General features: G+C 34.7%; 18 protein-coding genes and 1 riboswitch. Of the genes, 3 read left to right on the top strand and 15 right to left on the bottom strand.

Annotated elements, in window-relative coordinates:
- Positions 1 to 99: 99 nt before the first annotated feature.
- The 12 genes from DOK81_RS07130 to DOK81_RS07075 form a co-directional block, all read right to left on the bottom strand.
- Positions 100 to 309, bottom strand: a complete 210-nt coding sequence (locus DOK81_RS07130; RefSeq protein ID WP_206909646.1) for a hypothetical protein — start codon at positions 307 to 309, stop codon at positions 100 to 102.
- 51 nt (positions 310 to 360) lie between these two features.
- Positions 361 to 969, bottom strand: a complete 609-nt coding sequence (locus DOK81_RS07125) for a flavin reductase family protein (RefSeq protein ID WP_206909644.1) — start codon at positions 967 to 969, stop codon at positions 361 to 363.
- Between the two features lie 12 nt (positions 970 to 981).
- Complete coding sequence (locus DOK81_RS07120; RefSeq protein ID WP_206909642.1) at positions 982 to 1,875, bottom strand: VOC family protein; 894 nt, start codon at positions 1,873 to 1,875, stop codon at positions 982 to 984.
- Positions 1,876 to 1,889: 14 nt separating this feature from the next.
- Positions 1,890 to 2,849: a ring-cleaving dioxygenase gene (locus DOK81_RS07115; protein ID WP_206909639.1), complete on the bottom strand. Its 960-nt coding sequence runs from the start codon at positions 2,847 to 2,849 to the stop codon at positions 1,890 to 1,892.
- Between the two features lie 34 nt (positions 2,850 to 2,883).
- The gene (locus DOK81_RS07110) at positions 2,884 to 3,306 is read right to left on the bottom strand and encodes a MarR family winged helix-turn-helix transcriptional regulator (RefSeq protein ID WP_206909637.1); all 423 of its coding nucleotides are present in this window, start codon (positions 3,304 to 3,306) and stop codon (positions 2,884 to 2,886) included.
- Between the two features lie 150 nt (positions 3,307 to 3,456).
- Positions 3,457 to 4,032, bottom strand: coding sequence for an accessory gene regulator B family protein (locus DOK81_RS07105; RefSeq protein WP_206909635.1), 576 nt, complete (start codon positions 4,030 to 4,032; stop codon positions 3,457 to 3,459).
- 93 nt (positions 4,033 to 4,125) lie between these two features.
- The gene (locus tag DOK81_RS07100) at positions 4,126 to 4,863 is read right to left on the bottom strand and encodes a LytTR family DNA-binding domain-containing protein (RefSeq protein ID WP_067481947.1); all 738 of its coding nucleotides are present in this window, start codon (positions 4,861 to 4,863) and stop codon (positions 4,126 to 4,128) included.
- Positions 4,864 to 5,178: 315 nt separating this feature from the next.
- Positions 5,179 to 5,337: a cyclic lactone autoinducer peptide gene (locus DOK81_RS07095; protein WP_206909633.1), complete on the bottom strand. Its 159-nt coding sequence runs from the start codon at positions 5,335 to 5,337 to the stop codon at positions 5,179 to 5,181.
- A 145-nt stretch (positions 5,338 to 5,482) separates the two neighbouring features.
- Positions 5,483 to 6,778 carry a GHKL domain-containing protein gene (locus DOK81_RS07090; RefSeq protein ID WP_206909632.1) on the bottom strand — a complete coding sequence of 432 codons (1,296 nt, stop codon included), beginning with the start codon at positions 6,776 to 6,778 and terminating at the stop codon, positions 5,483 to 5,485.
- Between the two features lie 278 nt (positions 6,779 to 7,056).
- Complete coding sequence (locus DOK81_RS07085; RefSeq protein WP_067481945.1) at positions 7,057 to 7,257, bottom strand: cold-shock protein; 201 nt, start codon at positions 7,255 to 7,257, stop codon at positions 7,057 to 7,059.
- 187 nt (positions 7,258 to 7,444) lie between these two features.
- Positions 7,445 to 9,088 carry a hypothetical protein gene (locus DOK81_RS07080; protein WP_206909630.1) on the bottom strand — a complete coding sequence of 548 codons (1,644 nt, stop codon included), beginning with the start codon at positions 9,086 to 9,088 and terminating at the stop codon, positions 7,445 to 7,447.
- A 3-nt stretch (positions 9,089 to 9,091) separates the two neighbouring features.
- Positions 9,092 to 9,826 (bottom strand): ABC transporter ATP-binding protein, encoded by a 735-nt coding sequence (locus DOK81_RS07075; RefSeq protein WP_206909628.1) that lies wholly within the window; start codon positions 9,824 to 9,826, stop codon positions 9,092 to 9,094.
- A 166-nt stretch (positions 9,827 to 9,992) separates the two neighbouring features.
- Here DOK81_RS07075 and DOK81_RS07070 point away from each other — a divergent pair, with 166 nt between their 5' ends.
- Positions 9,993 to 10,295, top strand: coding sequence for a DUF2316 family protein (locus tag DOK81_RS07070; RefSeq protein WP_206909624.1), 303 nt, complete (start codon positions 9,993 to 9,995; stop codon positions 10,293 to 10,295).
- 114 nt (positions 10,296 to 10,409) lie between these two features.
- Complete coding sequence (locus DOK81_RS07065) at positions 10,410 to 10,559, top strand: hypothetical protein (protein ID WP_169819312.1); 150 nt, start codon at positions 10,410 to 10,412, stop codon at positions 10,557 to 10,559.
- Between the two features lie 437 nt (positions 10,560 to 10,996).
- Here the strand turns inward: DOK81_RS07065 and DOK81_RS07060 are convergent, their stop codons facing one another.
- Together DOK81_RS07060 and DOK81_RS07055 are read right to left on the bottom strand one after the other, a co-directional pair.
- Entirely contained in the window at positions 10,997 to 12,778 is a 1,782-nt protein-coding gene (locus DOK81_RS07060) for an ABC transporter ATP-binding protein (RefSeq protein ID WP_206909623.1), read from the bottom strand.
- Entirely contained in the window at positions 12,778 to 14,520 is a 1,743-nt protein-coding gene (locus DOK81_RS07055) for an ABC transporter ATP-binding protein (protein ID WP_206909621.1), read from the bottom strand. The genes DOK81_RS07060 and DOK81_RS07055 overlap by 1 nt, the downstream gene beginning before the upstream one ends.
- Before the next feature lie 135 nt (positions 14,521 to 14,655).
- Between DOK81_RS07055 and DOK81_RS07050 the strand changes: the two genes are divergently transcribed.
- A complete protein-coding gene (locus tag DOK81_RS07050) occupies positions 14,656 to 15,492 on the top strand; it encodes an AraC family transcriptional regulator (RefSeq protein ID WP_206909618.1) in 837 nt (278 codons plus the stop codon).
- A gap of 58 nt (positions 15,493 to 15,550) precedes the next feature.
- Here DOK81_RS07050 and thiT read toward each other — a convergent pair whose 3' ends face one another.
- Positions 15,551 to 16,111, bottom strand: coding sequence for an energy-coupled thiamine transporter ThiT (thiT, locus tag DOK81_RS07045; RefSeq protein ID WP_206909617.1), 561 nt, complete (start codon positions 16,109 to 16,111; stop codon positions 15,551 to 15,553).
- A gap of 55 nt (positions 16,112 to 16,166) precedes the next feature.
- Positions 16,167 to 16,268: riboswitch (TPP riboswitch) on the bottom strand.
- Between the last annotated feature and the right edge of the window lie 17 nt (positions 16,269 to 16,285).

Genomic DNA, 16,285 nt, shown 5'->3' with positions numbered 1-16,285 from the left:
TTTGTCACAGTCCCTCTTTTCATAAAAATCTTAGGAAGCTAGTTTTTGAAAAATTTCTTATTGTTTGAAGCGAAACGTTTAGAGCGCCAACCTCACCTTTTATTTTTGATTCAATTGATTAAATAAGCCACCAATTGTTTGATCTTTCAACTCGATTACTTGACCATCCAACATCGCTTCTACCACGTGGTAGTAATCTTGTAAAGGTGGTACTTCTAGATATTGATCATGCAAGAAAGCTGCTGGATTAGCATATTCTTTCGTCATTTTATTGGCATCGACCGCAGTTTTATAAGTAATTTTTAACATCATAAACCCCTCTAATCTATATAATTAATTCTTCTCTCTTCCCACTCGAAATCAATCAGGGCGAACTAAGGTAAAGATCTCTCCTATTTTAGCATAATTATTGCCGGCTAAACGGCTAACAGGTTTTAACTTTTCGATTAAGATACGCCCCTCATCATAGACTGACTCATCCACTTGATAGTGCTTGATTTTTAATAAAAGTAAGTCTGCAGTGATCTGCTCCTTTTCTTTGATTTCGATATGTTGATAGAGCTCTGTTTCAAAACGAATTTTCGATTCTCTAAGAACAGGTGCTCCAACTGTTTGGGCATCATCTATCGAAAAAGTTGTTCGTGATAATTCACTTTCTTCTTTTGGTAATGTTGCCGCTGTTTGATTTCCATCGACAACGTTATCTTCATCTAAAATATGGATGACAGCTTCTTTTGTAGTTAATAGATTGGCGGCTGTATCTTTTAGTTTGCTCGTTTTTCGCTGAATCGCTAGTGAAACAATTGGCGGGTTTGAGCTGACGATAGAAAAATAGCTGAACGGTGCAACATTTACACTTCCGTTTTTAGAACGCGTAGTTACTAAAGCTACTGGCCGAGGAACGATTGAACCAATCAGTAATTTATAATTTTCTCTTTCAGTTAACTCTGAAGGTGACTTTTGGATCATTTCATTCTCCTTTTATAACACATTTAATTTGGGTAGCCGTTTTAAAATCTCTGATTTTTGTGATAAAAATTTATCGGGCAACATGAATTCTTCCCCAAGTGTTTCCAGCTGTTCATCGACTGTAAAGCCTGGTGTCCCAGTTGCTAGTTCCAACCAAACATTTCCATGTTCTTGTAAATAGATTGATTGGAAATATTTTCGATCTTTGATTTTTGTCACAACGTATTTTGCTTCTTGCAATCTTGTTTTCCAATCTGGTAATGAATCATCTTCGACTAAAAATGCGATATGGTGAACCGTTCCTGGACCAAATCTACCAGGAGCCAAAGTTTCTTTAGGAACAATTAGTTGTTGTTCATTATCTTCACCAAAAATAAGATGGTAGCCAAAAGCTGATTTACGTACTAAAGTCATGCCCAATCCTTCAGTCAATAACTGAACGGTTGCTTGGGGATTTGCAGAAAGTAGTACCCCACCATACAAGCTAAGAATCGCTGGTGTTTCCGAAGTTATTTGACTTTCAACAAAAGCTATCGTCAAACCATCTGGGTCATTGAATTCAATTGTTGGTTGTCCAAATAAATCTGTTTGTTGCGTAGTAATTGAAAAGTCTTCTAGACGACTAAGCCAATAACGCATACTTCCTAGTGGTATTTGAAAAGCCATCGTTCCCACTTGGCCACTTCCTACTCTGCCTATTGTTTCATATTTCCAAGAAAAGAAAGTGATAATTGTACCGACCTCTGCTTCATGATTTCCAAAGTAAAGATGGTAACTATCTGGATCATCAAAATTAACAGTTTGTTTCACTAATCGGAGGCCCAGAATATCACGATAAAAGTGAAGTGTTTGATCTAAATCTGCAACAGTTGCAGAAAAATGATGAATTTTATTCAATGGCTGCATGGAATTCTCCTTTGTTAACGCTTTGTATCAAAAGGTTTAATCGCGCTTTCGATTGATGAACGTTGATTTTCTAAAAATGGTGGTAATGATAAGCTTTCGCCTAAAGTTTCATAAGGTTCATCTTCCATAAATCCTGGCTCATCCGTTGCAAATTCAACTAAAATGTGTCCCAAGCGAACATATAGCGATTCAAAATAATAGCGGTTAACATAACCAGAATTTGGTAACCCTAGGTCGTCAAAAATCTTTTGCCAAACTTTCAAAGAACTACGATCAGCTAAACGGAATGCGACATGGTGAACTTCGCCAAAGCCTTGTTGTCCCTGAGGGCTAGTAGTATCTTCTACTAAAATAACTTGTGCCCCATTCCCTCCTTCGCCGATTTCTAACAAATGACGGTTACCGTCAACGGCGATTTCCTTAAAGGTTAAAATATTTTCGAAAAGTGCACGAAAATCATCAAAGTAAGAAATTGTGATTTCGACAGGACCTAAACCGTAAATAGCAAACTCAGTTGGAACTGGTCCATTCTTCCAAGGTGTCCCGGGGCGAACACCTTTGTTCTTTTCATCGGAAATTAATTGATAAGCTTGCTCATCTTCATCCCAAAAACGTAAAATCTTCTTACCAAAAAGTTCAGAAATTTCTTCATGTTTTACAGAAAATTCATCAAAACGCTGTAGATAATATTCTAATGCTGCATCAGTGGGAACACGAAAACCAATTCTTGAAATCGAATTCGTTCCCTTCTTCCCTTTTGGATTATTAGGGAAGTCAAAAAATGTCATAGTTGTTCCAGGTGTACCATAATCATCAGCATAATACGTGTGGTAGGTTTGGATGTCATCTTGGTTTACTGTTTTTTTCACCAGACGCATCCCCAAAATATCAGTAAAGAAACGGTAATTTTTCTTAATATCACTTGTCATTGCAGTTACGTGATGAATTCCTAAAGGTTTATCTTGTATATTCATTTTAAATTTCCTCATTCCATAATTTTATTTATTGTCAGTTATCTTTTACTTTTTTTAATAGTTTTTCTAATTGTAATAATTCGTCTAATTCAAAATCTTCGAAACATCGACCAATTGTTGCCGCATGTTGTGGGAAAATTTCAGCCATTAGTTGACAGCCAGAATCAGTAATCGCAACATATGTTTCACGGCGATCCGCTTGGTTCGTTTTACGCTCGGCTAAACCTTTTGCTACCAATTTATCAATCACATAGGTTGTACTGCTACTAGCAATCAAAATCCGCTCTTGGATTGTTTGTGGTGTTTGCTTTCCCTTATGGTAAAGAAACTCAAGTACGGAAAATTCGGTAATATTCAAACCATAATTTTTAACATCCTTTTTCACTACAGCTTCTAGTTTCCCACTTACACGTAATAAACCAATAAACGCATTTAATGCCTGAGTTGTTTGTGACATTTTCCCACCTCCTTTTATTTAATAGTAAATATCTCTAATTCGAGATAATAATAGCCGGATTGAAATGAAATTGCAATTTATTTGTCTTAAGTTAAACACAACTAGAATTAAAAAAAAGCCACCTCTCAATTTGAAAGGTAACTTTTTAAATTACGACTCTTTAACTTTGATGAATAAAAGAATTGTTGCACTAATCATTCCTAATAGGATGTCCGTCCGATAAAAATCACTAGGAATCGCTATGCCAATGAATAAAATTACTATACTTACGAGGATCGCCTTCATTCGTGTTTTCTCAATCCCTGCTTTTAGACGCTTAGGATTGATTGCTGGTCCTTTGATTCCGATAATTACTGTCAAGAATGCCGCAGCGCTTAAAAAGACAAGTCTGCTAACGGTGATATCAAAAAAAATAGCAATGAATGGCACAATCACCAATAAAAAGATACTTTGGATCGTGCATAACCAACTTTTGCTTGCATGATAGCCATAAGAATTTCGGCGAATGGCAAAAAACGTAACGTGAGTAACAATAACCGCTGGAACAATTTGCAAGAATGCCGCAACAGCATAAATAAAGACAAGTTTAATTAATTCAACAAGTAATGTCGAAAGACCATACTCGATTTTTGCAGTTTCAAGTTCAGATAGCTTTAAACTTGAGCCAAGTTTTTGACTTAAATTCTTTGCTATTTTCTCTTCTAGCGAAACATATTCATTTGTCATATTTTCATCTCCCCTGACCTTGATTATATAAGGAGTTGAAAGTGAGAGAAAGCAAACTCATAAGTGCTAGTTATTTCAACAAAAGTGCTAAAGTTATTTTTGATTAAAACGATCAACTAATTTTTTTAAGTGACGTGTAGACACTAGACATTCTTCATCATTGACCATTGTAATTACGCGTTCCTTTTTGTCAATTCGACTGATATTGTTTACATTTACTACATAAGATTGGTGACAGCGATAAAATGATTGACTGAATTTTTCAACGTCTTTGATTTTTCCAGTATATTCAACCATTCTGTTATCCAAATGAATAATCAGCTTATGCGGCGTTTGGCTCGATTCAAAAAATAAGATCTCGTCCACGAATAATTTGATGTCCAGCACACCACTTTTGATCCGAATCTGTTCGCGACTAGGTAGTTCTGTATTCATATAACGTTGCATCGCAGTATCTATGCAACTAATCACTTTTTTCTGTAGTTCTTCAAAATCGTCTTTTACTAAGTAATCCATAGCTTCTACTTTGTAAACAAAAGTTAAATAAGCCATATCACTGTAAGAAGTTATAAAAACAATTTTAGCAGTTGGATCATATTCACGGATTTTTGCACCTAACATGATCCCATTCATTTCGGCATTAAGATCGATGTCTAAAAAATAGAGTCCTTCTGTTCGTTCTTTACGAATAAAATTCAAAACATCGTTAGGATCAGGAGTCTCCATGGCAAATTCTATATCATAATCCATCATCATTAGATAGTTTTTTACAATTTTGGTAATTCGATTTCTATGAACTGTTTCATCATCACAAACAAAGATTTTCAACACAGCTATCGCCCCACTTTATCTCTCATTTTTACCGCTTTATTATTAAGCGAAACGTCCCCAATTATTATAGCCCTGGGTAAATTATTGTATCATAGTTTTTATTTATTTTGTGAAATGATTCTCAAATAGTTCAACTGTTCTACATTTATAGTAAACACTATTTTGAAAAAGACAACCCATCACAAAAAATGCTTAACAAACACCAATTAAAAGCTCATAAAAAAAGACATAACACTGTCGACTGACAATGCTATGTCGATAAAACAATTACAAACAAAAGCTCTTCACTTCAATAGGAAAAGCTCTTAATGATAATTATTTTTCTAATTCATTTTTCAACGCTTCAGGCATTTTTGGTTCGTAAGTCATTAGCAAACAAATACCACTTGTAGTAGCTACTTCATAGGCAACCAATGCAACTGCAGATACCATACTTAACATTTGAAACTTCACACTTGAAAATTTTTTCATCATCTTTCTCCACCCCTAGTCTAATAATCAAAGTAGCAACAATATAATTTGTTACTAGCTATAAAAATTATAATAAGAAAAGTGATATAGACCTTAAACAATCAAAAGTGCTCCATTTTTAAGAAAAAGTGCGCACTTTTTTAATGTTTTACATTGGGTCAGTGAAAATTGTAATGATTTGAATGAACTGATTGTTTTCAATTTTTGTCTCTAAATACACATTTGGTTGGGATTGAACCAGTTCATCTAAGTTTGTTAAACCAATTCCGCGATTTTCTGCTTTGGTAGAAAAGTTCGCTTGTTTCAAGACATGTAGTTTAGGGATTTCCTTTCGACAGCGATTGCTAATGATAAACAAACAAGCCTGATTATGAATGGTTGCTGTTAATTCAATTTCGGGGTCGTCAACATTTTGTGATTCTTCAATCGCATTATCTAAAATAATCCCCAGCATTCGAACTAAAATCAGCGATGGAACTGAAACCTTATCAATTGTTTTTGGCACATGGATATTGACGTGAATTCCTTGTTCATATGCACTATACAATTTGCTGATAATAATACTTTTGATTTCACGAATTTCTAAATGACTAACGGATGCCATTTTCAAGATTTCTTGATCAAAGATCGTCCCAGTTCCTTTGATACTAGAATAGAAATAGTTTTTTAAACCAGCTACATCATCATTTTCGATATAATCTTCTAAGGAAATCAGGATATTTTTATAATCATGTTTAAACTTTCTAAGTTCTGAATAATTTTTTTCGATTTGTTCACTATAGTCAATCAAATAATTCATTCGGTTTCTTTGCTCTCGTGCCTCATATTCAGCCTGCTTGATGAAAATGATTGAAAAACAAATCAATGCAGATAATATTCCGTACAAAACAATAAAAAATGCATTTGCATGTCCAAAGTACTCATTTAATGAGGGGTAGCGATCAATTACGATTAGAGAAAAGTACATCATAAACGTCAATGTTACGATGGTTGTACTAACTTTCAAGATGAGATCATTACTCAAATATTTTTTGATAATAAATTTTTTGAAGACCCAAGCTAATGAAAAGTAAATTAGCGTATTGATTACCAAACGAAGAATCTGGTTCACTTGTGTATCAGAATCAATTCCAAATGCATAAAGCCCAGTAGCAAACAAATTATCAGCAAAAATATACAATAAAATAGATAAAGATGACGAAAAGAAAGACCAATAATAGCCCCGTTTGAAATATAGCAAAGTAGCGCACATATACAACCAGGACATTCCAGTAGAAACCACATCAAATGTCATATATGTAGGTATACAAATTATCATGATTCCAACACAAAACAATAGATATTTTTTATTTGTTAATTCATCATTTAAATAGCCTAAGACAAATAACATACTTGCTAACTGTCCAACGATCATAGCCAAAATGATGAAACTAGGTATTCCCAAAATGTTCTCCCCCTATTTCCCGAACTACAACCGTTTTATTCAAATTGCTTTCAATTGTAGCTAACTATTTTGAGCCACATCTATTATAACAAAAAAACATAGGTTATTATAAAAAAAGCGCAATTAGTGATGAAAATTATCGTTTGTTCAATAAAAGAAATGTTACCATAAATAATACGTTGCAATGCCTTACTTTTTAGTAGATTGAGAAAACCATCCAGTCAAAGCGAAGACAAAAAAACCGTCTCAAATGAGACGGTTAACAGTCAATGTAATAATTAAGCTTTTACAATGTTAGTTGCTTGAGGTCCACGTTGACCTTCTTCGATATCAAAAGTCACAGATTGACCTTCTTCTAAAGTTTTGAAACCTTCGCCTTGGATAGCTGAGAAATGTGCAAATAAGTCATTTCCATCTTCACCAGTGATAAATCCAAAACCTTTGTCTGCGTTAAACCATTTTACTGTACCGTTATTCATATTATAGTTCCTCCTAATTACGTATCAAGTACGTTTTTTGTTGCAATTAATTGTTGATAAGCAAAAGGAGTTTTGTATAATGTGCCATACAGCTCAAATTACGTTTCAAAATAAATTACTTGTTTACTATACCATGCGTACTAACCAAAAGCAACCTCTTTGCTCATAAATTTATATTTATTTGGAATTAATCTTTAATTCTGAACGTTTTAGGTGCTTTTTTATAAATGACTAAGAAGCCAATTCCAACATATAGTAAGCAAGCTATCGACACTATAATCGCATAAAAGAATCCTGATACTTTTAATTGTAGATTCCCATAAGCTATCCAGTAAAATATTATGGCAATAATTTTATATAGTGGACTGACCACTTCCATCTCACTAGTGAATGGTTGAATCAGATAATAGACAAATAACTCATGGAATGAAAATAATGCAGATAATGCAAGTAACAGCAAAGCTAAAACACCAAAAAAAGTCCAAGATAAAAAGAATCCGTTAAGTACAGATAACAGAAGATACACACTGAAAATTCCGACTGATAATAAGCCATTGTAGAAAAAAGTCTGTTTGAAACGGTAATTAAATCCACGAATGATTGTTCCTGCTTCACGATAAAATGGATAATAAAGCATTGCTACGTCACAGTTAACAAAGACCATTTGGACGACTTTCTTTCCAAAACTCATGACATACATGATAAAAAACAGCAGACTTAACGTTCTTGTCATATCTTCTTCAGTCAAAACTTTCCTAACATCAAAGAAGCTAAGAATAACGACGACAATTAATGAAGCTGCTATCGTATACACACGTAATCGAAAAGCATTGTTCAGTATTTTACGATATCGACTAAATAATAATGCGTTCAGATATTGGTTACCATCTAAATGAGCAAATCGTTCCTCTTGGTTCATCACTAATTTTTTCTGCATTGCTAATCCGTCACTAAGATAACTTTTACCAGAAGCGAGTTCTTGACTAGCAACATTTGACAAAGTAGTCATCTCACTCCAATAAAAGACGTAGTCCATTTCCTTTTTAAAGTGCAATAAAGCATAGCAACTGCAGATAAGAAAAATGATGGCTATCGTAATTCCAATCCAAGAAAGGAAAACAGTTAACAGAACCACTGCTAATTCTTTCCAAACAAGAATCACTGCGCTACTAATAACAGCAACAGTCACTACACTACCCAAAATCAACCGCTGACGTTTTGATAAGTGCCAAGTGAAAATCATTCTACCTAGGTAAAGATAAAAACAACGAGAACCAATATACGTTAACAAAATGAAACATGTTACTTTAATTGGCTCTCCAATAACAAAACCATAAATAATGGCAGCAGGAAGATATCTTAATCCATGAATAAAGCTATCGGTTAATTTATATCCACGAATGATCCTCAGCTTAGGACGCTGGAACTGCTCAATAAATTCAACAATCCGCTTTTCTCCTGAAATAACGAAACCATCATAAAAGTTAAATAAAACGACCACTATCATTAACCACAAAAATAAGCCAAGCTTGCCGGTTTGGTTAGTAAAAGCTTTACCAGAAGACAAACTTTCTCCGTTCAATAATATAGCCGCTCCATAATAAAATGCTAACCACAAAAACTTTGCAAGAATACTACGAATATTTTCCATTATCAAACCAATAACAGTTAAAATCTGTTTCAACTCATAGCTTTGATAGAAACTAGTCGGTATGAATTTCCCGATAATAGGTATCTTTCGTAAATAAAAGACAAAACCATTGACTTTTTTAGTGACTGAAACTTGCTCTAATTGCCAGTAGTCACGCAAATAATCAGATATCCGATTCATAGCCTATGCCTCTTCCTTTGTAAAAGTAGACCGTTCTTCTTTATCCGATAATAGGTCAATGATTTCTTCTTCAAAATCTTGATCATGGATCTTAACGGATTCGATACCAATCAATTTTTTGTGATGTAGTAACACGATTTCGTCACAAAGGTCTTGTGCTAATTGTAAAATATGAGTGGAAAAAATAATAACTGAGTTTGCTTTCATCTTTAGAATCAACTCTTTCATCTCGTGGGCCGCAACAACATCAAAAGAGGTTAATGGTTCATCTAGTAATAAGACAGGTGGCTGAACCATAAGTGAAACCAAAAGCTGTACTTTATTTTGCATGCCGTGAGAAAAATCTTTTAACAAACGGTGTTGGTCTTGCCGTTCGATCCCAACGGAATCCAGATAAGTTTCTGGTCTTTTGATTTCTTGAATCCGATCTTGGTTGATGTCAATAAAAAACTTTACAAACTCATACGCTGTCATAAATGCTGGTAAATGTGGCATTGTATAAACAAAACCAATCTCTGTGTTATCATAATCCGTGTTGAGCATGCCATTTTTTTCAAGGCCAATCGTACCATTATCGAGTAATAGATTTTTCGAAATACAATTAAACAAGGTTGTTTTCCCAGAACCATTTCGTCCAAGCAAACCGTAGATTTTCCCTTTTTCAAAGGTAAAGCTAGCGTCATCAAAAATTACTTTTTCATCAAAATTTTTCTTTATGTTTTCCACTACTAATTTCATTGTTCACCTCTTAATTTTGATTCTTTTCTTACTTATTTCCTCGCTAATTTTACTTTACTGCATATTGCAAAGCTTTCCAATAGTGAATCACATTTAATCACAGGTTTTACTTGCGTTTGCCGTTCATTAGGACTATCATTTTTACTATTATCAAGGAGATGATCAGATGTCTTTAACCAAGCAACAACAAATAAATACACTTAATGAATTTCAAGAAAACTTTGCTTTACTAGGTTTGTCGACGCAAGAAATTGCTGATGAGCTAAGAACCACTTCAAAAAAAATCGAAGCTATTTTGCGATTGCAACCAGTCGCAATCGAAGATCCGTGGATCTTAAAAAATTATTTAGAAGAAAGACTACTGGATCAAGAAAAAACACCTATTCCTTTCACTGCTTTAGTTGGCGATTATCATGATTATTGGTTTCTTGACGCAAGCAAAATTGAAAAAAGAAAACTCGCCAAGTGATCTTAAAAAATTCTTTACTAGCAGTTTTTTATTTTTTATGTTATATTACTTGTGGAATTTCGTTATCAACGTATTAGTTGCCTTTCGTTCAGATTTAAGAAAGGAGAATGAATTATGACATTCTATAACAAAAACTTACAATATCGTGTTACTTTAAATACTGATTTGAATTTGTTTATCGTTTTTGATAAAGACAACGCAAATCATGTGGCTACAGGTGTGACGATTGAACAAGCTGTACAAGAATTGAAAAAATCCCTATAGGAGAGATACCTCATATGAATGATTGCAGTTCTAGTCATTAAAAGCACCTACTGGATAAATACAGTAGGTGCTTTTTTGGTTTGTCTATTTATTTAGTTTTCTTTAATTGAGAGCTGGATTTCTTGCTTTTAAAGTCCCAACCTGCTATTATTATTTTTAACACGAAAAATATTTTTATCGCGAATTATTAATTTGTTTGATGAAATTTAATCAGCACTGGCGTAACCTTGGAGTTACAAGGATGTATTAGAGGTTAGGGAATACATCGTTTAAATGAGAAAAATTAATTGTTAGTAATAGTCACCATCAACTTTAGAATAATAAATATTGATTAGTTAGATAGCCTTCTCTTAACAGAGAGGGCTATCGTTCATTTTATAAAAAAACAGCAAGGTGTATACGAGATAGCTCGTAGCTTCCTTGCTGTTTTTTTATCATCAATTTGTTTGAAGTAAATCATATTGTGATTGATATAAATGGTGATAAAGACCTTGTTTTTTCATCAAGTCGTCATGCGTCCCTGCTTCGGCTATTTTTCCACCTGCAACATAAAAAATTTGAGAACTATTTTTAATCGTCGATAGTCGATGAGCGATAATAAAGGAAGTGCGTCCTTTCAATAATTGTTGCAAACCTTCTTGTAGTAATTCTTCTGTTTTGGTGTCGATACTTGAAGTCGCTTCGTCCAAAATCAAAATTTTTGGATCCGCCAACAATGCTCTGGCAAAAGAAATTAGTTGTCGTTGTCCCGCAGAAAGTGTGCTACCTCTTTCTTCGACGACAGTATCGTATCCATCTTTTAGCTCTTTGATAAAGTCATGCGCTCGAACGATTTTAGCAGCTGCGATTATTTCTTCTTTCGTCGCATCTAACTTTCCATAACGAATATTATCAATAATTGTCCCAGAAAAAACAAATGTGTCTTGTAACATAACGCCCATTTGTGTTCGTAATGAAGCCAGTGTGACTGACCGAACGTCGTAACCATCCACTTTGACACTGCCTTCATTCACATCATAAAAACGACTCAAAAGATTAATAATCGTTGTTTTCCCCGCCCCTGTTGGGCCAACCAACGCAATGCTCTCACCGGCATTAATATGGAAGCTGACATCATTTAAGATATTCTTGCCCTCTTCATAACGGAATGTGACATGATCGAAGTGAACGTCCCCTTTAATCGGTGGCAAAATCTGTGCATTTGGTTCATCTTGGATATCAGGTACTTCATCCATCGTTTCAAAAATTCGTTCCAAGTAAGCTGTTGCCGTAATCAGTGAATTATAAAAGTTTCCAATATTGATTACTGGGTTCCAAAAATTATTGATGTAACCGATAAAAGCAATCAATGTTCCTGTTGTAACATTAACCCCTATTTGGCGAATACCTACAAAATAAATCAAACAAGTTGTCATTACGGCGATGTTTTGAACTCCCGGCCACAGCATGAACTGGACTTTGACAGCTTTCATCCATGAAGAACGATATTCGTCACTGACCTCATTGAAAATTTCATAATTTTCCTGTTCACGAGCAAAAGATTGTGTGATTTTGATACCAGAAATACTTTCATGAATGTAAGCATTTAAATTGGATTGCTTATTACTCAACACTTGATATGCTTTACGTTGTTTTGTCTTGATGATCATAACAATCACAAATAAGACTGGTAGTAAAATCAAACTATACAACGTTAATTTAACATCAATAAAAAGCATGAATATCAGTGTGATCAATACATTAAAAATGTCTGAAATCAGATTAATCAACCCATTACTTAGCAGGTCACTCAACGTGTTGATGTAATTAACGACACGAATCAAAATTTTCCCGTGAGGTCGGTTGTCGAAATAGGAAAATGGTAAATGTTGTAAATGTTCAAAGATTGAATAACGCATATCTTTCAAAATATCTTGCCCAATCTCGGTAATTGCATAAATTCGATAACGCATACACCACCCAATGATAAATAGAGAGAGCAAGAAAATCACACTTATCTGAATCAGTAGTGTCGTATTTTCTTTCGGGATCACATCATCAATAGCAATTTTGGTAAAGTAAGGTCCCAACATCCCTGCAGTATTGGCAAGGATGATAACAAACAAAGCCTTAAAAATTGCTTTTTTATAGGGTTTCACATAAATGGCCAAGCGACGGTAATGTGACCAGTTGAATTCTTGTTCCAAGGTTTCATCTACATCAAATTTATTCCGTGCCATTAGTTCCCCTCCTTCTCTTGGATGCCTAATTGTTTTTGGTAAACTTCGTAGTAACGTCCTTTTTGTTGCAGCAATTCTTTGTGCGTTCCTTGCTCAATCACTTGTCCTTTTTCCATCATCAGAATCAAATCAGCTTCACGAACGGAAGAAATACGATGAGCAATAATAAATGTTGTCTTTTCAGTTGTTAACTGTGTTAACTCTCGTTGAATTTTAAATTCGGTTTCCATATCAACTGCTGAAGTCGTATCATCTAAAATAAGAATAGAGGGATCTTTTGTTAAAGCTCTTGCTAACGATATTCGCTGTTTTTGTCCACCAGAAAGTCCAACACCACGTTCACCCACAATCGTTTCATACCCTTCCGGCATCCGTGAGATAAATTCATGTGCATCAGCAATCTGTGCCATTTGTTGGACGTATGTTTCATTTGCTAATGGATTGCCAAAAGCAATATTGTCTTCAATCGTATTGGAAAATAAAAAGACATCTTGCATAACCATCGAGATATTTTCACGTAACTGACGAACAGGATATTCTTTTGCATTTTTTCCATCAATCAAAACTTCACCTGAAGTTGGATCATAGAAACGACCAACTAAATTAACTAGCGTTGTTTTTCCTGAACCAGTTTCTCCTAAGATGCCAATTGTTTGCCCTGGGCTAATCTTGAATGAGATGTGTTTCAAAACTAACGTAGTAGGATCATCAGAAAAGTGAAATGAAACATCTCTAAATTCAACATGACCTTTGATTTTTTTTACTTCATTGTGAGTCAATACAGGAATTTGTGGTTTAGTTCCTAACATTTGCCGAATTTTGATACAAGCTGCCGAAAAACGTTGAACATCGTTAATCAACCAGCCGCTCATTCTCATCGGTTGATTCAGCATCCATAAAAAACCATTAAAAGCAATCAAGTCACCTAAAGTCATCTTTCCTTGTATAACAAATAACCCGCCTAAAATCAGCGTAATCACATTCAAGCTTCCAGCTAATCCATCTAACCAAGGGAGATATTTCATAGAAACTTCAGCTGATTTCATGTTCTGTGCTTTGTAATCTTCGTTGTGCTCCACAAATTTTTGAATTTCAAAATCTTCCCTAGCAAATGCTTTGACGACACGATTGCCACCAATATTCTCTTCAACCATTGAGTTCAGACGAGAAAAACTTTCTCGAATCTCAAAAAAGATTGGTCGCGCTTGCTTCGACATCTTTTGAGTAAGTAAGAAAATGATTGGGGTGACTGCAACCAGTGCCAGCATCAATTGCCAATTAATTGTTGCCATTACGATGACAGCAATACTGAACCATAAAATACATTCAATGATGTTATAGACTACCCACGAAACAAAATGACGAATAGCATCTGTATCCCCTGTCATTCTAGCCATGATGTCGCCAACTCGAGTGTGATTGAAGAAATCAAAATCAAGTTCTTGTAATTTTTGATACATTTCTTGCCGTAGCTCGAACAAACTGTTCTGACCAATTCGTTCAAATAAAATCTGATAAGTATAACGAATGATTGTTCGAAAAATCGTGATACCAATCATCAATGCTAATAACGGAATTAATAAATTTGCTTCCCCTTTTTCAATTACTTTATCTACAATCTCACCAGCCACTAATGGGTTGACTACAATTAAAAGCGCATTGATTATTAAAAAAATAATTGCCAGAAATCCTTTATTTGCATATTTCTTTACATACTGCCAAATCCATTGATAATTGCTCATTTTATTTTCCCTCCTATACGAAAGCCTTTTCTCAATCAAGTATTAGCTTATCCTTAATAAATTCGAAAGAAAATGGTTATTCTTACTTGTTTTGATGTACAATATTATCAAATCTAAAAGAAAGGGTTTTCATTCATGAGTTATACAAATGCCCAAATATTTAACCCAGAAATTATTTATGCTTTTGATCCTTGGAACGAACAAGGAAACAAAAGTGACAGCCATACCCATGATTTTCTAGAAATCAGTATCGTGTTAGAGGGGCAAGCGAACTATACAATCGAAGGGCAAGAATTTCAATTAAATGCTGGTCAAATTATGCTCTTTAATCCTGGAACCCATCACGGGGAAGAACAAAAACAAGGAACCTATTCTCATCAACTTCATATTGGGTTAACGAATATTTCATTAGACGGACTAAAGAGAAATCACTTACCAACAAAAAATGCAATTCTTAATCTTGGAGAATATCAATGGGAGTTTCTCGACAAAGCGTGGCGCCTCGTCAAAGAATATGGTGAAGAACAACCAGAATTTCAATTAATGGTCAAAGCGTTAATCATTGAGATGTTAGTACTCATTTTAAGAAGTCTAGAAAAAACGCAAGATAATACGGTCACTTTGGCACTTTCAAAAAATGCCAAACGAAAACAATATTTAGTCAACCATGCGATTTATTATTTGGAAAATCATCACACGCAAGAAATTACTTTAGAGCAATTAGCTGACACGTTGTATGTTAGCCCCACATATTTATCAAAAGTTTTTAAAGAGTCTACGGGTATGAGCCCTATCAATTATCTTATCCAAGTTCGACTGAAACATGCTAAGGAACTACTAGCAAACGAACAATTAACAATCAGAGAAATTTCTCAAGCTGTAGGTTATCAAGATGCGTATCATTTTAGTAAACTCTTCAAAAAATATTATGGTCTTTCTCCTTCGCAGCTAGCAAAGAAATCGCTGGCATAAACAAAAAAAACTCTTAAAAGACTTCGATAACAAAAAGTCTTTTAAGAGTTTTTTCATTTTATTTTTGTGGATCAAATAGCTTTGGTGCTACTCGATAACAGATAACGACCACAATTGCGACGACAATTGCAGTGGCTAAACCACTCGCGCCATTCATAACAAATGAAAATATCCAAGGATTCATCCCTTCCGGTGCATAATCCCCCCAAAAAATACCACCAGCAACAAAATGCCAGAAAAAGCGAGTGAAGGTTCCAACCACCGATGAGACAATTAGGATCCCATAAATTTTGGATGTCTCCCCATTCACCATTGCGCGATGTAAGGACAAGGCAAACACTCCAGCAAACCCAGCAAAGGTAAATGCGATTGGATACTCAATTAAAACTTGTGGGACACTCAAAAATTGAACTTTCCCCATTAAAAAGTGTAATAATCCCCAAATCAACCCAGCACCTAATCCTGCTTTAAAGCCTCTACGTAAAGCATAAATAGTTATTGGAATTTGTCCAATTGATAAGGTAAAACTGCTTCCAATATCGAGTGGAATCAGTGAAAGCACCATCGCTAATGCTGCAATAATCGTCCCTTCAATCCACACTTTTGTTTCTGAATGCATAAAAAAACTCCTCCTTTAGAATCATCACAATTCACAAAGGAGAAGTGTTAGCTACACTTCCACTCGTCACAATTCCTACGTTCGTATGACCGAAACAGGTACGGAGGGTTTAGAGTAAACTCATTCTCAGCCTCGAAAGGCTCCCCTTTGTGAGTAGATTCTATTATTTTTTAC

Origin of the sequence: Enterococcus sp. DIV0660C (assembly GCF_017316125.1) — a bacterium.
Lineage (GTDB): Bacteria > Bacillota > Bacilli > Lactobacillales > Enterococcaceae > Enterococcus_B.
This window is presented reverse-complemented; position numbering and strand designations above follow the sequence as displayed.